This window comes from Streptomyces sp. NPDC031100 (assembly GCF_055570785.1).
In genome coordinates this window covers 144,586-165,130 of the sequence record NZ_JBVIGN010000004.1, presented here as the reverse complement: position 1 = coordinate 165,130, position 20,545 = coordinate 144,586, and the positions used below count along the sequence as shown (strand labels likewise).

Below are 20,545 nucleotides of genomic sequence, written 5' to 3'. Positions count from 1 at the left end.
GGTTCCCGGCCAGCCCTCAACGTCCCGGGCCGTCCCTGGGCCGTGCGAGGGCGCCCGACGCCGACCAACAACGACAGAAGCCCACGGCATCTGAACTGGTCAGAGCCGCGGGCTTCCTCTGTTCCGCTGGTCAGCGCGACCAGCGATCAGTAGACCGGCTTCTGCGGCTCGATCTGGTTGACCCAGCCGATGACGCCGCCGCCGACGTGGACGGCATCGGCGAAGCCCGCGGACTTCAGGACGGCGAGGACTTCCGCACTGCGGACACCCGTCTTGCAGTGCAGGACGATCTTCTTGTCCTGCGGCAGGCCCTCGAGGGCGGCGCCCAGGAGGAACTCGTTCTTCGGGATCAGCTTGGCGCCCGGGATGGAGACGATCTCGTACTCGTTCGGCTCGCGGACGTCGATGATCTCGATGTTCTCGCCGTCGTCGATCCACTCCTTGAGCTGCTTGGGAGTGATCGTGGAGCCGGCGGCGGCCTCCTGGGCCTCCTCCGACACGACGCCGCAGAAGGCCTCGTAGTCGATGAGCTCGGTGACCGTCGGGTTCTCGCCGCAGACCGCGCAGCCCGGGTCCTTGCGGACCTTGACCTGGCGGTACTGCATCTCCAGGGCGTCGTAGATCATCAGGCGGCCGACCAGCGGCTCACCGGTGCCGGTGAGGACCTTGATCGCCTCGGTGACCTGGATGGAGCCGATGGACGCGCACAGCACGCCCAGGACGCCGCCCTCGGCGCAGGAGGGGACCATGCCGGGGGGCGGGGGCTCCGGGTAGAGGCAGCGGTAGCAGGGGCCGTACTCGGACCAGAAGACCGAGGCCTGGCCGTCGAAGCGGTAGATCGAGCCCCACACGTACGGCTTGTTCAGCAGCACGCACGCGTCGTTGACCAGGTAGCGGGTCGCGAAGTTGTCCGTGCCGTCGACGATCAGGTCGTACTGGCTGAAGATGTCCATCACGTTGTCGGCTTCCAGCCGCTCCTCGTGAAGGATCACGTTCACGTACGGGTTGATGCCCTTGACGCTGTCGCGCGCGGACTCGGCCTTGGAGCGGCCGATGTCGGCCTGGCTGTGGATGATCTGGCGCTGCAGGTTCGACTCGTCGACCTCGTCGAACTCCACGATGCCAAGGGTGCCCACACCCGCGGCGGCGAGGTACATCAGCGCCGGCGAGCCCAGGCCGCCGGCGCCCACACAGAGCACCTTGGCGTTCTTCAGCCGCTTCTGCCCGTCCATCCCGACGTCGGGGATGATCAGGTGGCGGGAGTACCGGCGGACCTCGTCTACGGTGAGCTCAGAGGCTGGCTCGACCAGGGGTGGCAGCGACACGGGGACTCCGTTGGTCGGTCAATCACTACAGTTGTTCTCCCTGCAACACTGCCATGGGCTTCTTCATTCCGAGACACCCGTTCCGATACGCGAGACGATTTCGTCCCAGTAGCCGGGCATCGTCTCCCAGGGGTCGGCGCGGCCGCCGTGGTCGGTGCGGTCCGTGAGGTAGATCGTCGCCGCGCCCTGCCAGCGTGCGATGCGCAGCGCCTCCTCCAGGTGGCCGCGGGGCACGCCGTGCACGAAGTGGCAGAAACGGTCGGGCGGATAGTCGGCGGTCCAGTCGGCGACCTGCGAGAAGCGGTAGTCGGACCAGGGGCCGGCGAAGGTCACCAGCTGGTCGGCGCTGTCCGCGTACCCGGGGTGCGGGTGGCTGCCGTGGCCGAGGACGATGTGAGCGGTGTCACTGATCGTCCGGAGCGCGGTGATCGAGCGGCGGACCTCGGGGAGTTCGGGGTGCTCGGTGGGGCAGCGGTCCAGCAGGAAGCCGTCGACGCGGTACCAGTCGAGGTGGCGGTGCGCGTCGGTGAGCAGATCGGCGAAGGGGCGGGCGCCATAGGTGAGGTCCAGGTGGCCGAGGACACGGACGCCCGCGTTGCGCAGCCGGGTCGTGGCTTCCAGGCAGTGCGGGTCGGGGCGGGTGCCGGGCCCGGCGGCGACGTTGAGCACCACCCAGTCCAGGGGCGTTCCGGGGCGGGCGAGTTCGGCCCACTGGGCCGGGGCGACGAGCGGGTGGGCGTAGCCGGGGATGCCGAGGGCGGTACGGACGCCGGTGCCGGTGGTGCCTGCTGTGGTGCTGGTCAGATGCGGCATGCCGCCTCCATCCAGATGTCGGCGAGGGATTCTTCGAGGTTGATCCGGGGCCGCCAGCCGAGCCGGTCCCGGGCGGTGCGCACATCGGCCTGCTGCCAGCTGCCGCAGCCGTCCGGGTACGGGTAGGCGACCGGGCCCGCGTGGTCGGATTCGGCGCGGGGGTGGCCGATGGCGCTGCGCAGCGGCCCGGGAGGGGCGTCGAGTTCGTGGAGGGCGCCGCCGTATCCGGCTACCCGGGCGAGAACGGCGGCGGCGTCGCGCAGGCGGACGGCGCGGCCGGAGCCGATGTTGATGACGCCCTGTGCGGCGGAGAGCGAGGCGGCATGCACGGCGCGGGCGACGTCGCGGACGTCGACGAAGTCGCGTTGGACGCCGAGGCCGCCGAGCTTGAGCTCGCCGTCGCCGGACTGCATGGCGCGGCGCATGGCCTCGGCGAGCCGGCCGAGCGGGGAGCCGGCCGGGGTGCCGGGGCCGGCGGGTGAGAAGACGCGCAGGACGACGGCGTCGAGGCCGGAGCCGAGGACCAGTTCGGTGGCGGCGAGTTTGCTGACGCCGTAGGGGCCACCGGGGCGGGGCACGGCGTCCTCTGCCGTGGAGGAGCCGGGCTGGCTGGGGCCGTACTCGGAGCCGCAGCCGATCTGCACCAGGCGGGCGCCGCAGCCGCTGCGGCGCAGGGCCTCGCAGACGGTGGCGACGGCGACGGTGTTGTGCCGGGTGAGTTCGCGGGCGCCGCCGCGGGTGGCGCCCGCGCAGTTGACGACGACTCCGGGGTGGACCGCGTCCAGGAAGCGGGTGAGCGCTCCGGGGCTGCCGGTGGCGAGGTCGAAGCGGACGTCGGCGTCGTCGCCGCGGCCGAGCACGGTGAGCTGGACGGCCGGGTCGGCGAGCAGGCGGTCGGCGACGAAGCGGCCGATGTATCCGTTGGCTCCGATCAGCAGGACCCTCATCGAGCGACTCCCGGGGTGTGCGCTCCGGCTGCTCCCAAGGCCCCGGACGCTCCGGGCGCTCCGTGTCGGGAGGTGGTCATCTGGTCTTCTCCTTCGAAGGGGTGGTGCGGTTGCCTCCGGCGGTGGGCCGGGCACCTGCGGTCGCGGCCAGGTGCCCTTGCGCTCGGGGCGGCTGGGGCAGGTTCGGTCGGGGCCGGTCGCGGAAGGTTCACTCGGGTGCTCCCGTCGGCGCGTGGGCCGAGGCCTGGGTGAGGGTGCGCAGGGCGTGGACCAGCAGGGTCAGGGCCGCGGTGCCGCAGGCGAGCGCCGGGACGCCGGCCGGGCCGCAGGCGTCGACCAGGGTCTCGACGGGGGTCGCCAGGAAGGCGCAGCCGGGCAGCCGGCCGGCCAGGAGCAGGGCGGGGGCCGCCACCTCGACGGCCACCGCCGCGCCGAGGGCGAGGGCGGGGGCGTGCCGGTGGTGGTGCACGACGAGGAGGCGGGCGAGCAGGAGGAGGGCACCCAGGGTGAGGGCCTGCGGGTAGGCCGCGCTCTCGTGCAGGACGGCGCCGCACAGGGTGAGCAGGGCGGCGAGGGCGGCCAGGAACAGGGCGACCGTGCCGAGCAGCAGCGGCCGGGCGGCGGCCGTGAAGTCCTCCAGGCCTCGGCTGCCGGCGAGCCTGCGGCGGGCACCGGCGGTGAGGAGGTGGGCGCACCAGGCGGCCGGGGCGCAGGCCAGGGTGAGCGCCAGGGCGGGGGCGGTGGACACCGGCCAGGGGCCGTCCGGGGCGCCGGTGGGCAGCGCGTCGGGGCCGCCTGCCACGACGGCGCTCAGCAGTCCGTCGCCGAGGAGGGCGTACGCGAGCAGCCAGAGGGTCCACGCGCGCGTGCTGGATGCCGTGTGCCACGGGGGTGTGCCGGGCCGGGTGGCGAGGGGGCCGTGGCGCAGGGCCGCGCGGACGGCGAGGGCTACGGCGAGGAGCCCGCCGAGGGCCACCAGCGGGCGGGCCTGGCCATGGGTGAGGCGCAGGCCGGTCACGGCGGCCGCGCCGAGGGCTCCGGGCAGGAGGGTCAGCAGCGCCCAGACGGCACGGACGCGGGGTGCGGGCACGGGTTCGGGCTGCGGGCGCGGTGCGCCGTCGCGGGGCACGCGCGCGTACAGCTCCTCTGCCAGCGAGAAGACGTCGCGGTGGCGGAAGCGGGCGGCGGTACGGTCGGTGACCCCGTGTGCCTCCAGTCCGGCGGCGATCTCCAGGGGATCAACGGCCCGCTCGCACAGTTCCCGGTGACGGTGCAACAGGGCTTTCACCGGGTCGGCGGCACCGCGCCGGGCCATGGCTCTACGGCCCCTGGCGCGCTCGGCCTCGGCTCCGGCCCGCATCGGTGCCGAGGGCACGGACGGCCGGCCCGCACCTGCCGAAGCCCTCCCGTCCGAGGGCTCCTTGGCGCCCTGCCCGACGGAAGTGCCCTGGCCGACGGAAGTGCCCTGGCCGACGGGGGTGCCCTGGCCGACAGAGGTGCCCCGCCCGAAGGAGGCCGCCGAGGGCGCGCCGAGCCACCCTCCGGCCTCGTTGGGAGCGTCCCAGTGCCAGGAATCCTCGGCACCCGCCCCGGCCGAGGTCCCCACAGGCACCGGTCTCTGCCCGCCGTGCGTCCCCGCTCCGGTCAGCCACTCCCCCGACCGTTCGTCCCAGGCGTCCGCGCCGCTCGGCCGCGCGGTCCGGTCCGAGCCGCCGGACTCGTGCGCGGCGTCTCTGCCGTCGTGGGTGCCGTCCACCCCGCCGAAGCCATTCATCGCGCCCCCTCCGGAGCCGCCAGCGGGGTCCCGCGGACCGGGCCGCCTGCCGCCCAGCCGGGAACGCCCCGGGTCAGGGCGCGGGCCGTGGGGCCGGTCCAGCGGACGGGGACGTGGGCCTCGGCCGGGGCGGCGAAGGGCCGGGGGTCGCCCGCTTCGTCGAGGACGACCCGGCGCACCGGGCAGCGCGAGACGATCTCCAGGTAAATGCTGTGAAATGCCGCGATGTTCTGGTCGACGGTGAACAGTTCGAGCGCGCGGGCGCGCGCGGCGGCGCCGAGGCGCTCACGGCGCTCGGGGTCGCGCAGCAGCGCCACGCACGCCTCGGCGAGCGCCCGTGGATTGCGCGGGGGCACGACCAGGCCGGTGCCGCCGATGACCTCCACCACCGCGCCGACATCGGTGGACACCGTGGCCCGGCCGCAGAACATGGCCTCGACCAGGCTGATCGGGAAGCCCTCGACGACGCTGGAGAGGACGACGACGGCGCCGGCTGCGTACGCGTCGGGCAGTGTCGGTGCCTCGGGGCCGCCGATCTCCTCGAAGGAGACCGGGTTGTCGCCGACCGCGTGCACGCCCTCCGCCTCGTCCGGGAAGAGCTGGGCGGCGAGGGCCCGGCAGTGGCCCAGGTAGGACGCGCCCTCGGGGTCCGCGGGGGCGCCGACGATCCGCAGCCGGGCCTTCGGCTCCTCCTTGCGGACCTCGGCGAAGGCGTGCAGCAGGGACACCAGGTCCTTGGCGGGTTCGACGCGCCCGACCCAGACGAGCGTGTCCGCGTCGCCGCGGTCCGGGGACTCGCCGACCTCCGCGAACCGGGAGGCCTCCATGCCCCGGTGGACGGTACGGATCCTTGCGCGCTCGGCGCCGCACCGTTCCTGCCAGCGCCGGGTGTGGGCGTTGCCGGGCGTGAGGATCGCGGCGCGCCGGTAGACCTCGGCGGCCAGCCGGCCGTGGAAGGCGGCGAGCAGGGCGCGCACGGCAGGGGCGGCGGCGTCGGGGCCGAGGGCCAGGTAGTGCGAGCGCAGTTGCACGCCGTACTCGGTGACCAGCAGCGGTACCTCGCCGAAGTGCCGGGCGAGCAGTCCGGGCAGGGCGGCGGGGCCGCCGGCGGTGGCATGGCAGAGGTCGGCCGCGCCGAGGCCGTCGTCGCCGTACCAGTCGAGGGAGAGGGGGCGCAGGGTGCGTTCGAGGTGCGCGGCGATGGCGAGTAGGTCGGGTACGCGCGCCTCGCGCGCCGTGCGCAGCGCGCCGGGGGCGCGGCAGGCGCGCTCCAGGGTGCGTACGGCGGTGTCGGAGCGGAGAGCGCCGACCAGTCCGCCCTCGTCGCGGGCGAGTTCGGCGAGTCCGTACAGCGCATTGCCGAAACGGTCCGCCAAGTGATGCGGGGCAGCGTCGTCGGGGGCTGCATCGTTTCCGGCGCACAGCACCCCGACCAGTTCCCCGTAGCACTCGGTGAAGCGCCGGCGCGCGCGCCGTCCGTAGGCGACCCCGTCGTCCTCGGCCGTCCACAGCGGGGCCGTACGCACCCGGCTGACCTGCTCGGGGAGCGGGACCCAGCCCGTGTCCTCCTGCTCTCGGCTGCGACTGAGCGCGTAGATGTCGAACTCGTGCTGTGCGAGCCCGCGCACGAGCCGGTCGCACCAGAGCCCGGCGTCACCGCTCACATGCGGATAGCCACCCTCCGTAAGCAATCCGATGCGCACGTGTGCACCCCCGATCTCCCGTGAGTGGGAGCCGCCCTGGTCCCGGCGGCTCGCAGCGGGAAGAACGTAAGCGGACAAGGCGGTGGCGCGACGGACGGTTGTCCATCGCGCCACCAAAAGGGGTGAACGGTCGTAACTTTCGCGTGCAGGTCGCGTTTCACCGCGCTAGGCGATCGGACGGTGATCACCCGAGTACGAAACGTTACGCCAGGGCCAACTCTCGCCGGGCCGCCCGCCGCTGGGCCGCCAGCCCGGGGTCGAGGGTGGGTACGGCGGCCAGGAGCTGCTGCGTGTACGGCTCGCGCGGGGTGTCGTACACCTCGTCGACGGGCCCGGACTCGACGACCTGTCCGCGGCGCATCACCGCGACCCGGTCGCTGACCTGGCGGACCACGGCGAGGTCGTGCGCGATGAACACGAGCGCGAGGCCGAGTTCCCGCTGCAGCCGGCCGAGCAGTTCGACCACCTGGGCCTGTGTCGTCACGTCGAGTGCGGAGACGGGCTCGTCGCAGACGATGACGCGCGGGTCGGCGGCGAGTGCCCGCGCGATACCGACGCGCTGGCGCTGTCCGCCGCTGAACTCGTGCGGGTAGCGGTCGTAGTGCGCCGCTTCGAGCCCCACGCGTTCCAGGAGTTCGATCACGCGCCCCCGGATGCGCTGTTCGTCCCTCCCCCGCTCTCGGCTGCGCCCGAGCGGGGGGACCCCCGCCCCCCGCGCGCGGAGGGGGTCCGCGATGGACTCGCCCACGCTGCGGCGGGGGTTGAGGGAGGAGACGGGGTCCTGGAACACCATCTGGACGGCGGGGTTCACGCCGGTGTGCGGGCGCCCCGCGTAGCGGATCTCGCCGGCCGTCGGCTCCAGCAGTCCGACCAGCATGCGGCCCAGCGTCGTCTTGCCGCTGCCGCTCTCCCCCACGATGCCGAGGGTCTCGCCCCGGCGGACGGTCAGCGAGATGTCGTCCACGGCCGTGAAGGCCCGCTTGCCGCGCCCGAACACGCGCCGGAGTCCGGCGGCCTCCAGCACGACCTCGTCGGACGCCTCGGAGCCGGCGCGCGGGGCGTCCACGCGCGGCACGGCATCGAGGAGTTCGCGGGTGTACGGCTGCGCGGGCGCCCCCAGGACCGTGCCGACCGGGCCGTGTTCGACGGCTCTGCCGTGCCGCATGACCAGGACCTCGTCGACGCTCTCGGCGGCGACGCCCACGTCGTGGGTGACGAGCAGCAGGCCCATGCCGGTCTCCTCGCGCAGCGTGTGCAGCAGGTCGAGGATCTGGGCCTGGACGGTGACGTCGAGGGCCGTCGTGGGTTCGTCGGCGATCAGCAGCTCGGGCGAGCAGGCGAGCGCCATGGCGATGAGGGCGCGCTGACGCATGCCGCCGCTGAACTCGTGCGGGCGGGAACGGGACCGGCGCTGTGCGTCCGGAATTCCAACCCGCTCCAGCACCTCGACGGCACGCGCGCGTGCGGCACGGCGCGACACGCGCGCGTGCACGCGGTGGACCTCGGCGATCTGGTCGCCGATCGCGTAGTACGGGTCGAGCGAGGACAGCGGGTCCTGGAAGACCATGGCGGCCTTCCCGCCGCGCAGCCGCCGCAGTTCCTCGTCGGCGGCCTGCTGCAGGTCGGTGCCGGCGACCCGGACGGAGCCGCCGACGCGGGCTCCGGTGCCCCGGTGCAGGCCCAGCAGGGCGCCGGCGACCGTGGACTTGCCGGAGCCGGACTCGCCGACGAGCGCGAGGGCCGCGCCCTTCTCCAGCCGGAAGGAGAGGCCGTCCACGGCCCGCAGGGAGCCGAACTCGACGGTCAGGTCCGAGACTTCCACCAGGCTCATGCGAGGACCACCCGTCGGTCGGCCAGCGCGTACAGGACGTCCGCGACGGCGTTGGCGATGACCACGAAGAAGCCGATCACCAGGACCATGCCGACGACGACCGGCAGGTCGACGACCTTCACCGCGTGCACCAGCTCCTGGCCGATGCCGGGCAGGCCGAACAGGGTCTCGGTGAGGACGGCGCCGCCGATGGCCGAGCCGACGTTGTTGGCGTTCAGCGCGATGACGGGCGCGAGGGCGCCGCGCAGGGCGTGCCGTGCGACGATCGCGCGCTCGCCGACGCCGTAGGCGCGGAAGGTGCGGATGTGGTCCTCGGCGAGGGTCTCCAGCATCGAGGCGCGGGTCAGGCGGGCGAAGGCGGCCGCCTCGATCAGGGCGAGCGAGAGCCAGGGCAGCAGCAGGTTCCACGCCCACTGCTCGGGGTCGTCGCCGAAGTTTACGTACTGCGGGAAGGGCAGCAGCTGGAGTTCGCCGCAGATGACGATCATCAGGACGAGCCCGAGGACGAAGACGGGGGTCGCCCAGCCGGCGAGCGTGACGGCGGTCAGCACGCGCTCGGAGAACCGGCCGCGCCGCCACGCGGACAGCACACCCGTGCCGACGCCGAGCACGAGCCACAGCACCATCGCGCCGAGGACGAGGGACAGGCTGACCGGCAGCTTGGTCAGGATGATGTCAAGGACCTGCCGGTCGCTCTGGTACGACAGCCCCAGGCAGGGTGCCGGGCAGTGCGCCGCCGAGGTGCCCGTGGAGAAGTCCTGGCCGGCGAAGAGGCCTTCCAGGAAGTGCCAGTAGCGCAGGTGGAGCGGGTCGCCGAGCCTGAGCTGTGCGGCGACCTGGTGCACCTGCTGCGGCGAGCAGCGCGGGCCGCAGGTGATCTGGGCGACGTTGCCGGGGGTGGCATAGAAGACGCCGTAGACGAGCACCGAGATGGCGAGCAGGGTGAGCAGCATGCCGACGCCGCGGCGCAGGACGAAACCACCGAAGCCGCTCATGCGGTCTCCTCCTTCCCGGTGCCGACGCGCAGGCGGGAGGCCGCGCGCGGGTCGAGAGCGGTGCGTACACCGTCGCCGAGGACGGTGAGGGCGAGGACGGTGACGAACAGGGCGCCGGCCGGCAGCAGCAGGTACTGCGGTGCCGCCTGGTACCAGATGTCGGCGGCGCTCAGCATCTGCCCCCAGGAGGGCGTCGGCGGCTTCACACCGACGCCGAGGAAGGACAGGGCGGCTTCCGCGGAGATGTTGGTGGGCACCAGCAGCGCGGCGTACGTGATGACGGGCGCGGCGATACCGGGCAGCAGCTCGCGGCGGGCGACCCGCCAGGCGCCCCAGCCGCTCAGCCGCGCGGCGGAGACGTAGTCGAGCCCCTTGAGGGCGAGGGTCTGGGCGCGCACGATCTTCGCGATGGTGCCCCAGGCGATCAGGCCGATGACCAGGCTGACCAGGACGGGCCGCGGGAAGCTGGGCGGCACGATCGCGAGGAGTGCCAACGACATGATCATCAGGGGCAGGGAGACGATGATGTCCGTGATACGGCTCAACAGTTGATCAACCCATCCACTGCCGAGCGCGGAGGCCACCCCGACCACGACCCCGATGACGACCTGCATCAGGGTGGCCGCCAGCGCGACCGCGAGCGACACGCGCGCCCCGTGGACGAGCCGTGCGAACAGATCGCGTCCGGTCTGCGGTTCGACGCCCAGCCAGTGGTCGGTGCTGATGCCGCCGAACGAGCCGATGGGCACGCCTCCGCGCGCGGAGTCGATCAGAGAGGGGTGGTACGTGGTCGGGTCCTGCCCCTCCAGGGCGGTGAGCAGCGGTGCGGCGAGCGCCACCAGGACGAGCAGCGCGACGACGGCCACGGCGACCAGGGCGGCGCGCTGCGCCCGCAGCCGCCGCCAGAACTGACGGGCCCCCGAAACCCCCGGGACGGATGTGTCCGTCCCGGGGGCCTGGGAGGCGACAAGTGCCTCGCTCACGGCGCTACTTCACCGCGACCTGGGAGATGTCCAGCACGCCGGTCCAGTCGCTGATGACGATGTTCTTGACGCCCTCGCCGTACAGGCGCTTGTAGACCGGGTGGAACAGCGGCACGACCAGGGCCTGCTCGCCGATCTTCCTGTCCAGTGCACCCCACCGCTTGGCGGCGGCGTCAAGGTCGGTCAACTTGTTGATCGCGTCAATCTCGTCATTGACCGACTTGTCGTTCACCTGGCCCGTGTTGAAGTTCGCTCCATCCTTGACGATCTGCCGGCCGTCGAAGATCGGGGCGAGGAAGGGACCACCGGAGGGCCAGTCGGCACCCCAGTGGGCGAGGAAGAAGCCGGGCTCGGTCTTGACGTTGTGGATCTTGTCGGAGTAGTCGTTCTCCTCCAGGCCCTGCAGCTTGACCGTGATGCCGGCCTTCTTGAGCGCGTCCTGGACGGCGGTCGCGAGCTCCGGGCTGGTCTCGAAGTCCTTGCTGTTGGAGTGGGTGAGCGTGACGGTGAGCCCGTTCTGGTAGCCCGCCTGCGCCAGCAGCGCCCGTGCCTTGGACGCGTTGCCGGTACTGCCCGCCGGGAAGAGGTCGTACGGGGTATAGCCGAAGGACTTCTGGTCGGGCAGGAAGGTGGTGGCGGGCTCGGCGAGCGCCGAACCGCCGGCCGCGTTGACGACGGAGGAGCGATCGATGGCGTACGAGATCGCCTGCCGCACCTTCGGGTTGTCGAACGGCTTCACCTTCGGGTTGAAGGCGAGGTAGTTGGTGTAGCCGAAGTGGCCGGTGCCCACGCGCGCGGCCAGCTTCTTGTCACCGGTCACCTTGGCGAGCTCGGCCGGGCCGAGGTTGGTGTCCGTCGTGACGGCGGCCGTGTCCGCGCCCTGGGACGCCGACAGCCGCTGGTTGATCACGGACGAGTCGAGCCCCGACCGTACGTCGATGGCGTCCGGGTACGCCTTGCGCTCGGCGTCGACGACCGTCGACCAGTGCGGGTTGCGCTCCAGGACGAGGTGCTCGCCGTCGTTCTCGTTCTTGACGACCTTGTACGGGCCCGAGGAGATCGGGTGCTCCTCGTACTTGGTGCCCGTGTCCTTGGCCTTCGGGACCGGGGTGAACTGCGTCTGCGTGGCGAGGAACGGGAACTCGCCCTCGGGCTTGTTCAGATGGAAGACGATGGTCCGCTCGTCCGGCGTCTCGATCGCCGAGAGGCCCTTCTTGTCCTTGTAGGGGCCCTGGTAGTCGGCGGCACCGATCAGCCAGTCCCGCAAGTAGGGTGCGCCGCCGGAGAGTTCGGGGGCGAAGGAGCGCTCGATGCCGTACTTGATGTCGGCCGAGGTGATCGGGGTGCCGTCCTCGTACTTCAGGCCCTTCTTCAGGGTGTACGTCCACACGGTCGCGTCCTTGCCGGGACGCCCGGTGTCGGTGGCGAGGTCCGGGACGACCTTGGCGCCGGCCGCGCCGTTCTCGCGGTTGCGCGTGGTGAGCGTACGGAAGACCAGGGACGGGACGTTGCCGCCGCCGGAGGTGTAGAGGCGGGCGGGGTCGAAGTCCTGCTGCGGATTGGAGTTCAGCACCGTGAGCGTGCCGCCCTTGTGGGGCGTGGAGTCGCCACCGGAGCCCTTGGCATCGCTGTCCTTCGGGCCGCAGGCGGCGGCGCCCGCTGCCACGACCAGGCTGACGGATGCCGCTGCCACGCGGCGTGTGATGACGGACGGTTGACGCATCGGAAAGACGACCTCTCGGGAAGCTGATCGAGGAGTTCTCGAAAAGTGAGACAAGTGGACGAGGAGTGAGACGGCTGCGGGCAGACGTCGGCCCCGGCGCAGGGTCGTCGAAGAATCCGTGACGAAGATCCGTAACACGGCCACGGATGGAGAAGAGAGGGAGAAAGTCGCGACGCTAACGCCAGGGAGGCGGCGTCAGCGACAGTGGATGTCGGCCACGCAGAGCGCGGTCATGCCGATCAGCGCCAGCTCGATGGCGGCGCTGCGGGAGGCGGCATGACTAGACCACATGCGCAAAAATATGAGCGATCACGCCCCTCATGTCAATGTGACATGAGGGGCGCCTGTCAACTCCCGGGGTAGGGCCAGGGGTTGGGCAGACAGTGGATTCCGTCGTGGTCGAGGAACTTCGTCTGCTGCTGCATGACCGGGGCGAGTTCGCCATCCTTGTCACACGTCACATGGCCATGACCGAGACGGTGGCCGACCTCGTGATTGATGAGCATCTGCCGGTATGCGTGAATCTTGTCCCCGTATGTCCTGCTGCCCTGTGCCCAGCGGTAGGCGTTGATCATCACGCGTTGGGTGGACGCCGAGTCGCAGGAGACGTTGTCCTCCGTGGTGTCCAGGCCGGACTTGGCGCACCACTGGGCGGTGGTGCCGGGGCTGGCGAGCGTGATCACGAAGTCGGGCCTGCCGGAGTAGATCCGCTCGAAGGTACGGGCTCCGCCATGGGCCCAGCTGCGGGTGTCGTTGAGCGTCTTCTGCACGGCTTCGGCGAACAGCTCGCCGTCCAGGCCGAGTCCCTGCTCGACGTCGACCCGGTAGGTGTACTTCTGCCCCTTGCCGGGCGCCTTGGCGAAGCCCGGGACGGCGTCGAACTTCCCGGAGCCCTTCAGCGTGGCGCTGAGCGGGTACTTCCTGTCCATCTTCTGCTCGTACGTCAGCGTCGCCACACTCGGCGAGGCCGACGGGGTGGCCTGCCCGGGGACCCGGGTGTCGCGCGCCTGGTCGGCGGCGGACCGCGACTGTACGTCGCTGCCGTCGGTGCCGTCGGCGACCTGCCCGGCGACGACGACCGCAAGGACGGTGGTCACGGCCGCGGCCGCGATGCCCGTGAAGGCCCGCCCCTTGCCGCCGCGCTGCGCGGGGACACCGCTCGGCGCCGCGACGCCGCCGTCCGTGCCGTCGTCACCGGCCCCGGAGACCGCCGGACCGGCTCCCTGGCTGTTCGACTCCTGCACCTCGTCCGGCTCGGTACGGCCGGACACGCCGCCGCCCGACCGGGGCGCGAAGACGTCGACGTCCTCCCCGAAGGCCTCGAGATACTCCTGCCGGGGCCCGCCACCGGAACGCCCCGGCCCGCCCTGCCGCTGCCGCGGAAGAGCAACACCGGGCCCACCCGGCCGCGCCCCGGGAACAATCCCGGCGCTCCCACCGGCTGCCCCGGCGAACTCGCCCCAGCCGCCACCGACTTCACGCTGCTCGGGATGCCCGCCCCGGGCCGGAGAACCACCACCACCGCCGAATCGCGGCACACCACGCGCGGGCGTGCCGTCGGGGAGCAGGGGCACCCCATGCGCAGGCGTCCCGTCGGGAAAGCGCGGCACCCCATGCGCGGGAGTGCCGTCCGGAAAACGCGGCACCCCATGCGCGGGAGATCCGTCGGGATAGCGAGGTACGCCTCCCACCGGCGTCCCCGGGGGGAAACCTGACGTGCCCTGGGCCGTGCGCGGTGTCCCGTAGCCCTGGGGGCCGCCCTCGGGCGCCTGTCGTTGGCCGGGCAGGTTGGGCTGTCGCGTCTCCGCCGACGGTCCCGAGGCCGAGCCCCGTCCGCCTCGCTGTCCCACTCGTTCTCGCTGTGCAGCTATGTCCGCGGTGTCGCCCTTGGGGGCCGGTCCGCGGCGGCTGTGGCGTCCCACCTCTGCCCTCAGCTCCCCGCGCCCGTGGTGGCGATGTCGCCACCGGCGGCCGTAGCGGAACCCCCGATGCCACCCGGACCGCCGGCCCTCCGGGCACCATCGGCCCCACCGGCCCTTCGGGCACCATCAACCCCAGTAACCCCAAGGGCACCACCGGACCCGCCAGATGCTCTTGCACCCTCGGCACTCCCGGCACTCCCGGCACCAACGAACGCATCGAACCCGCCCAACTCCCCCAACTCCGCAAGGAGTTCACGGAACGCCCCCGCCACGATCTCCGGGTACTCCATCATCGCCACGTGCCCCGCGTCCGGCAGGGACAGCAGGCGGGAGTCGCGGAAGGAGCGGGCGGCCTTGGCGGCCATGCGGAAGCCGACGAGCTGGTCGCGGCCGCCGTAAATCAGGAGCGTCGGGGCGAGCACGCGCTCGGCCTGGCGCCACAGCCCGTGCTGGCCGCCGAGGGTGTAGGCGTTGACCACCCCGCGCGCGGAGCGCGTCAGCGCGTCCCAGAAGTACGGCAGTTGCAGCCGCCGCTCCAGCTCCTCCACGGCCTGCTGGAACGCCTCGGGCGACACCCGCCCAGGGTCGCCGTAGCACAGGCCCATCACGCCGCGGACGCGCTGCTCGGCCGTCCAATCCTTGGACAGCCGGGTGAAGAGCGCGGTCACCCCGGGCACGCCCAGCAGTGCCGTCGGCACCGCGGTCCGCTGCACACGCAGCTCCGGCAGGGCGGGCGAGACCAGCGTGAGGGTGCGGACGAGGTCGGGGCGTACGGCGGAGACGCGCGTGGCGACGGCTCCGCCGAGGGAATTGCCGAAGAGGTGGACCGGGCCGCGTTCGGCGGCGTCGAGATAACGGATGACCGCGCGCGCGTGCCCGGTGACGGAGTAGTCGCCGTCGTCCGGGGGCGGTGAGTCGCCGAAGCCGGGCAGATCGACCGCCTCGCTGGCGACGACGCCATCCAGCTCCTTCATCAGCGCGGACCAGTTCTGCGAGGAGCCGCCGAGCCCGTGGACGTACAGCGCAGGCGGCAGCCCCTGGCGTGCGGGGCGGCGCGAACGAACCGCCAGGGTGACCCCCGGCAGCCCCACCGACCTCAGTCGCTCGCCCTCTCCGACCCGGACGGGCGCCGCTTTCGGTTGGACACCGGCGGCCGGCACGGACGGCGATTCGGTCGAAGACATGCGGCAATGTTACGAGACGATCACGCTGTGGTTCATGTGTTCGCCGTCACAAGAGGGACCCGTGTTCGCCCGCGTGGGTTCGACCCCGGCGTGCGGGGCACCCGGCCGGAGAACCGCACGGACGAACGGGCGTGCACGGCATGGCGTCCGGATCAGGTGTCTCCTAGGCTCGTACACAGGGCACCCGCATGTGGCCCCTGCTGCCTCCAGGGACGTTCGTAGGAAGGGAGCCCACCATGGCCTATGACCCCATCGAGCCGGACGTGATCGAGGATCTGGCGCCCGACGAAAGCACCGAGTTCGACGTCGAGGCCGCCGAGGGCGACGCCGTCGAGCAGCACGCGGACATCGCGCCGGAGGACGACGACCCCCTGACGGGAGTGGATCCGGACCGCGGGAACGAGGCCGATCTCATCGAACAGGCGCGCGTGGTCGCACACGACGAGGACGATTACCGCTGACCTCGAAGGACCTCATGGCACCCCATCGGCCGCCCGAGGCAGGCTTTCCGGCTTTCGTCGCCGTCCGGTACGTGAAATTCTGCGCTCGCACCGCGCACACCACGGTTACCGAAAAGTACGATGGCCGCGCGGCCGACACCGCATGTGGACGACTCTGGGAGGCGGCGTGACAGCCATCGAGCAAACCGAGGCGGCGCGCCCGCGTGGCACCCGTCTTCCGCGCCGAGCCCGACGGAACCAGCTCCTGGGCGCCGCCCAGGAGGTCTTCGTCGCACAGGGCTACCACGCGGCCGCGATGGACGACATCGCCGAGCGGGCCGGCGTCAGCAAGCCGGTGCTCTACCAGCACTTCCCGGGCAAGCTCGACCTCTACCTCGCCCTGCTGGACCAGCACTGCGAGTCGCTGATCCAGGCCGTGCGCGGCGCGCTCGCCTCGACGACCGACAACAAGCAGCGCGTGCGGGCGACCATGGACGCCTACTTCGCGTACGTCGAGGACGACGGCGGCGCCTTCCGCCTGGTCTTCGAGTCGGACCTGACGAACGAGCCCGCGGTGCGCGAGCGCGTCGACAAGGTCACCAACGACTGCGCCGAGGCGATCTGCGAGGTGATCGCCGAGGACACGGGCCTGTCGCGCGCGGAGTCGATGCTGCTCGCCTCCGGTCTCGGCGGTCTCGCCCAGGTGGTCGCGCGTTCCTGGCTGCACAGCGACCGCAGTGTGCCGCGCGACCAGGCGGTGCAACTGCTGGCCTCGCTGGCCTGGCGCGGCATCGCCGGTTTCCCGCTGCACGGCACGGAACACCACTGACGGACGTTTGTTCCCGATGGCTGTTCGCTGTTGGCGTTCCGGCCTGCGGCGTGCGGATCCCCTCACCGGGCTAATGTGTGCTGGGTACGGCGCGGAAGATCGCGCACATCACTGACCGTCGGAGGGACATAGCCGTGGAGGTCAAGATCGGCGTGCAGTACGCGCCCCGCGAGATCGTTCTGGAGAGCGGTCAGAGCGTCGAGGAGGTCGAACGCCTGGTCTCGGAGGCGCTGGCCGGAAAGACGCAGCTGCTGAGCCTCCAGGACGAGAAGGGCCGCAAGATCCTGGTCCCGACGGACCGGCTGGCGTACGTGGAGATCGGCGAGCCGACCGTCCGCAAGGTCGGCTTCGGCACGCTCTAGACCGAGTCGGAGAGGGGCCCGGTGGCACATGCCGCCGGGCCCCTCCGCCTGTGGAACGTGCGCACAGATGGAGCACAAGTCGTCCACAGATGATGATTGCAATCCGCAGGTCACGGGTATGACCGGCTACGACCGTGAAGCACGGGCCGGCTGTGGGAGGGACCCCCGACATGATCCTGGAAGCAATCGGATCCGCCTTGGTCGGTCTGATCCTCGCCTGGGCGGCGACCCACCGATTCGCACACCGCCTGCCCGCCCGGCCCCTCGTCTTCTCGACCGGCATCGCCGGCGCCCTCTTCGGTGACTTCGTCACCCACAGTGCCCTGGGCCCCGGCAGCCCCCTCCTGAGCCTCCTCGGCGCCGCGATCGTCTCGACGGCGTCCCTCTCGCTCCTGCTGCGCCCGTCAGGCCGCCTACGCCGACGATCAGCGACGGCGTAGGCGGGGCGGCGCAGCCGCCCAGGGGCGCACCGCTCTCAGGCCGCGAGGCCCAGCGCAGCCATCCGCTTGGTGTGAGCCTCAGTGATCCGCGAGAACATCCGCCCGACCTCGGCAAGATCGAACCCGTCGGCCACCCCGCCCACGAGCATCGTCGACAGCGCATCCCGGTCAGCGACAACCCGCTGCGACTGCGACAGCGCCTCACCCATCAGCCGCCGCGCCCACAGCGCCAGCCGCCCACCCACGCGCGGGTCGGCGTCGATGGCCGCGCGCACCTTCTCCACCGCGAAACCGGCGTGCCCGGTGTCGTCGAGAACGGCGAGGACCAGCTCGCGGGTGTCGGAGTCGAGCCGGGCCGCGACCTCCCGGTAGAAGTCGCTCGCGATCGAGTCGCCGACGTACGCCTTGACCAGGCCCTCCAGCCAGTCCGAGGGTGCCGTCTGCTTGTGGAAGCCGTCCAGGGCCGCCACGAAGGGATCCATCGCCGCGGTCGGCTCCTCGCCGATCTCGGTCAGCCGGTCCCGCAGCCGCTCGAAGTGGTGGAACTCGGCCGAGGCCATCTTCGCCAGCTCCGCCTTGTCGGCGAGCGTCGGCGCCAGCTTGGCGTCCTCCGCGAGCCGCTCGAACGCCGCAAGCTCCCCGTACGCGAGCGCGCCGAGCAGATCCACGACCGCGGCACGGTACTGCGGTTCGGCAGAGGCCTGCGCCCAGTCCTGGGCGGCGACACCGGTGGGTTCGGCGGGTGCGGCGGACTCGTTCTCAGGCTTGTCAGAGCTAGTCATGAGGCGCACAATAGCCCGCTTGCCCCACCTCGGAAGCCCCTGGCCAACCACTGTGACCACGACTACGTGACCAAATCGGCCATCACATGTGCGCGAATCCGGGGTATGGTGGTAATGCGCCTGCTGAAGTGCGTCGACGGTGTTCGACGTCTTCCGACAGGGCGCACGCATGAGGATGCCCGGTCGGTGGCCCGATCGGCTCCGACCCGACAGCCCTCCCCGGCCGTACGGCTCATACGTACGACGACCGGAGGGACACCCTCAGCGGTACGAGCGCTAGAGCGTCGGCAGTGGTCCCGTGTCATACGGCTTGCCCGAGTGGTTCGTCCGTACGGCAGCCGACGTCCCCGGCACGGTCAGTCATGACCCCCGCGCTCGCCTCGCACCGCGTACACAGAAGAGGCAGCACCCTGACTACGACGTTTCGTGAACTCGGAATCCTTCCCGAGACCGCCGAGGCCCTGGAAGCCGTCGGCATCATCAACCCCTTCCCCATCCAGGAGATGACGCTCCCCGTCGCCCTGTCCGGCACGGACGTCATCGGCCAGGCCAAGACCGGCACGGGCAAGACGCTGGGCTTCGGCCTTCCGCTCCTCGAGCGTGTCACCGTCCCCGCCGACGTGGAGGCCGGCCGTGCGCGGCCCGAGGCCCTCACCGACGCCCCGCAGGCACTCGTCGTGGTCCCCACCCGCGAGCTGTGCACCCAGGTCACCAACGACCTGCTGACGGCCGGCAAGGTCCGTAACGTGCGCGTGACGGCGATCTACGGCGGCCGGGCCTACGAGCCGCAGGTCGAGGCCCTGAAGAAGGGCGTCGACGTGGTCGTCGGCACCCCAGGCCGGCTGCTGGACCTGGCCGGGCAGAAGAAGCTGAACCTCAGCCACATCAAGAGCCTGGTCCTCGACGAGGCCGACGAGATGCTCGACCTGGGCTTCCTGCCCGACGTCGAGAAGATCATCAACCTGCTTCCGGCCAGGCGGCAGACCATGCTGTTCTCCGCGACCATGCCGGGCGCGGTCATCGGCCTCGCGCGCCGCTACATGTCGCAGCCCACCCACATCCGTGCCACCGCGCCGGACGACGAGGGCGCGACGGTCGCGAACATCAAGCAGTTCGTCTACCGCGCGCACTCCCTGGACAAGCCGGAGATGGTCGCGCGCATCCTGCAGGCCGACGGCCGCGGGCTCGCGATGATCTTCTGCCGTACGAAGCGCACGGCGGCCGACATCGCCGAGCAGCTGCAGCGCCGCGGCTTCGCCTCCGGCGCGGTCCACGGCGACCTCGGCCAGGGCGCGCGCGAGCAGGCCCTGCGGGCCTTCCGCAACGGCAAGGTCGACGTCCTCGTCTGCACCGACGTCGCCGCGCGTGGCATCGACGTCGAAGGCGTGACCCACGTCATCAACTACCAGTCCCCCGAGGACGAGAAGACGTACCTGCACCGCGTCGGCCGTACGGGCCGCGCGGGCGCGAAGGGTACGGCCATCACGTTCGTCGACTGGGACGACATCCCGCGCTGGCAGCTGATCAACAAGGCGCTGGAGCTGGAGTTCAACGACCCGGTGGAGACGTACTCGAGCTCCCCGCACCTGTTCTCGGACCTCGGCATCCCCGAGGGCACCAAGGGCACCCTGCCGCGCTCGGAGCGGACCCGCGCCGGTCTGGACGCGGAGGAGCTGGAGGACCTGGGCGAGACCGGTGGCCGCGGTGCCCGCGGTCGCGGCGGCCGCGCCGAGTCCGCCCCGGCCGAGCGTGAGCGCCCGGCGCGCACCCCGCGCCGTCGGCGCCGCACGCGCGGCGGCACTGCGCTGGACGCCTCCGCCGCTACGACCGCCACGGCTCCGGCCGCCGAGACCGGCACCGGCGAGGAGCCCACGCCGACCCGCACCCCGCGCCGCCGTCGCCGTACCCGCGGCGGAGCCCCGGCACAGCAGGTGACGGCCGCTGCCGCGACCGCGACCTCCGAGGCCGCTGTCGACACGGTGGACAGGGTGGAGGAGCCGACCACGCTGGAGACCCCGGAGAAGCCGCGCCGCCGCCGCACCCGCAAGTCGGCCGAGGCGCCCGAGGCCCAGGTGACCGAGGCCGCGCCCGTGGCCGCCGCGCCCGTGGCCGCCGCGCCGGTGGCCGAGGCCGCCGTCGAGACGGTCGAGACCACCGAGGCCAAGCCGCGCCGGACCCGCAAGGCCGCCGCGACCGCCGAAGCCGCCGTGGACACGGCCGAGGCCACCGAGGCCAAGCCGCGCCGCCGCACCCGCAAGACGGCCGAACCGACCGCCGAAACCGCAGTCGCCGCCGAAGGCACCGGCACGGAGGAGGCCGCCGCCCCGGCGACCAAGCCCCGCCGCACCCGCAAGACCGCGGCCACCGCCCCGGAAGCGGTGGAGACGGAGACCGAGACCAAGCCGCGCCGGACCCGCAAGGCCGCCGCGACCGCCGAAGCCGCCGTGGACACGGCCGAGGCCACCGAGGCCAAGCCGCGCCGCCGCACCCGC

Annotated in this window: 18 protein-coding genes; 5 read left to right on the top strand and 13 right to left on the bottom strand. The window is 72.1% G+C overall.

Going from position 1 to position 20,545, the window contains the following annotated elements:
* Nucleotides 1–146: 146 nt before the first annotated feature.
* The 12 genes from moeZ to ACZ5DS_RS12575 form a co-directional block, all read right to left on the bottom strand.
* Nucleotides 147–1,325 carry an adenylyltransferase/sulfurtransferase MoeZ gene (gene moeZ / locus ACZ5DS_RS12630; protein ID WP_468236803.1) on the bottom strand — a complete coding sequence of 393 codons (1,179 nt, stop codon included), beginning with the start codon at nucleotides 1,323–1,325 and terminating at the stop codon, nucleotides 147–149.
* Nucleotides 1,326–1,388: 63 nt separating this feature from the next.
* Entirely contained in the window at nucleotides 1,389–2,138 is a 750-nt protein-coding gene (locus ACZ5DS_RS12625) for a spherulation-specific family 4 protein (RefSeq protein WP_468236801.1), read from the bottom strand.
* Entirely contained in the window at nucleotides 2,126–3,085 is a 960-nt protein-coding gene (locus tag ACZ5DS_RS12620; protein WP_468236799.1) for an NAD-dependent epimerase/dehydratase family protein, read from the bottom strand. Before ACZ5DS_RS12620 ends, ACZ5DS_RS12625 begins: the two co-directional genes overlap by 13 nt.
* Nucleotides 3,086–3,293: 208 nt before the next feature.
* On the bottom strand, nucleotides 3,294–4,859 hold the full coding sequence (locus tag ACZ5DS_RS12615; protein WP_468236796.1) for a hypothetical protein: 1,566 nt from the start codon (nucleotides 4,857–4,859) through the stop codon (nucleotides 3,294–3,296).
* Nucleotides 4,856–6,523 carry a glycosyltransferase gene (locus tag ACZ5DS_RS12610; protein ID WP_468236793.1) on the bottom strand — a complete coding sequence of 556 codons (1,668 nt, stop codon included), beginning with the start codon at nucleotides 6,521–6,523 and terminating at the stop codon, nucleotides 4,856–4,858. The genes ACZ5DS_RS12615 and ACZ5DS_RS12610 overlap by 4 nt, the downstream gene beginning before the upstream one ends.
* Nucleotides 6,524–6,764: 241 nt before the next feature.
* Nucleotides 6,765–8,393: a dipeptide ABC transporter ATP-binding protein gene (locus ACZ5DS_RS12605; protein WP_468236791.1), complete on the bottom strand. Its 1,629-nt coding sequence runs from the start codon at nucleotides 8,391–8,393 to the stop codon at nucleotides 6,765–6,767.
* Nucleotides 8,390–9,388 carry an ABC transporter permease gene (locus ACZ5DS_RS12600; protein WP_468236788.1) on the bottom strand — a complete coding sequence of 333 codons (999 nt, stop codon included), beginning with the start codon at nucleotides 9,386–9,388 and terminating at the stop codon, nucleotides 8,390–8,392. The genes ACZ5DS_RS12605 and ACZ5DS_RS12600 overlap by 4 nt, the downstream gene beginning before the upstream one ends.
* The gene (locus ACZ5DS_RS12595; protein WP_468236786.1) at nucleotides 9,385–10,371 is read right to left on the bottom strand and encodes an ABC transporter permease; all 987 of its coding nucleotides are present in this window, start codon (nucleotides 10,369–10,371) and stop codon (nucleotides 9,385–9,387) included. The genes ACZ5DS_RS12600 and ACZ5DS_RS12595 overlap by 4 nt, the downstream gene beginning before the upstream one ends.
* Before the next feature lie 4 nt (nucleotides 10,372–10,375).
* The gene (locus ACZ5DS_RS12590) at nucleotides 10,376–12,094 is read right to left on the bottom strand and encodes an ABC transporter substrate-binding protein (RefSeq protein ID WP_468236784.1); all 1,719 of its coding nucleotides are present in this window, start codon (nucleotides 12,092–12,094) and stop codon (nucleotides 10,376–10,378) included.
* 195 nt (nucleotides 12,095–12,289) lie between these two features.
* Complete coding sequence (locus tag ACZ5DS_RS12585; RefSeq protein ID WP_468236781.1) at nucleotides 12,290–12,385, bottom strand: Ms4533A family Cys-rich leader peptide; 96 nt, start codon at nucleotides 12,383–12,385, stop codon at nucleotides 12,290–12,292.
* Between the two features lie 56 nt (nucleotides 12,386–12,441).
* On the bottom strand, nucleotides 12,442–14,016 hold the full coding sequence (locus tag ACZ5DS_RS12580) for a DUF3152 domain-containing protein (RefSeq protein ID WP_468236779.1): 1,575 nt from the start codon (nucleotides 14,014–14,016) through the stop codon (nucleotides 12,442–12,444).
* An 8-nt stretch (nucleotides 14,017–14,024) separates the two neighbouring features.
* Nucleotides 14,025–15,200: an alpha/beta fold hydrolase gene (locus ACZ5DS_RS12575; RefSeq protein ID WP_468236776.1), complete on the bottom strand. Its 1,176-nt coding sequence runs from the start codon at nucleotides 15,198–15,200 to the stop codon at nucleotides 14,025–14,027.
* 236 nt (nucleotides 15,201–15,436) lie between these two features.
* Here ACZ5DS_RS12575 and ACZ5DS_RS12570 point away from each other — a divergent pair, with 236 nt between their 5' ends.
* The 4 genes from ACZ5DS_RS12570 to ACZ5DS_RS12555 all read left to right on the top strand — a co-directional run bounded on the left by ACZ5DS_RS12570 (nucleotide 15,437) and on the right by ACZ5DS_RS12555 (nucleotide 17,271).
* Complete coding sequence (locus tag ACZ5DS_RS12570) at nucleotides 15,437–15,661, top strand: hypothetical protein (RefSeq protein WP_468236773.1); 225 nt, start codon at nucleotides 15,437–15,439, stop codon at nucleotides 15,659–15,661.
* Nucleotides 15,662–15,827: 166 nt separating this feature from the next.
* Nucleotides 15,828–16,469 carry a TetR/AcrR family transcriptional regulator gene (locus tag ACZ5DS_RS12565; RefSeq protein ID WP_468236770.1) on the top strand — a complete coding sequence of 214 codons (642 nt, stop codon included), beginning with the start codon at nucleotides 15,828–15,830 and terminating at the stop codon, nucleotides 16,467–16,469.
* 134 nt (nucleotides 16,470–16,603) lie between these two features.
* The gene (locus ACZ5DS_RS12560) at nucleotides 16,604–16,831 is read left to right on the top strand and encodes a DUF3107 domain-containing protein (RefSeq protein WP_468236767.1); all 228 of its coding nucleotides are present in this window, start codon (nucleotides 16,604–16,606) and stop codon (nucleotides 16,829–16,831) included.
* Nucleotides 16,832–17,001: 170 nt separating this feature from the next.
* Nucleotides 17,002–17,271: a hypothetical protein gene (locus tag ACZ5DS_RS12555; protein ID WP_468236764.1), complete on the top strand. Its 270-nt coding sequence runs from the start codon at nucleotides 17,002–17,004 to the stop codon at nucleotides 17,269–17,271.
* Nucleotides 17,272–17,306: 35 nt separating this feature from the next.
* On the opposite strand, the gene ACZ5DS_RS12550 is transcribed toward ACZ5DS_RS12555, so the two are convergent.
* Nucleotides 17,307–18,053 carry a ferritin-like fold-containing protein gene (locus tag ACZ5DS_RS12550; protein WP_468236762.1) on the bottom strand — a complete coding sequence of 249 codons (747 nt, stop codon included), beginning with the start codon at nucleotides 18,051–18,053 and terminating at the stop codon, nucleotides 17,307–17,309.
* A gap of 503 nt (nucleotides 18,054–18,556) precedes the next feature.
* Between ACZ5DS_RS12550 and ACZ5DS_RS12545 the strand changes: the two genes are divergently transcribed.
* The coding region (locus ACZ5DS_RS12545; RefSeq protein WP_468238186.1) for a DEAD/DEAH box helicase at nucleotides 18,557–20,545 on the top strand (1,989 nt) is incomplete at its 3' end.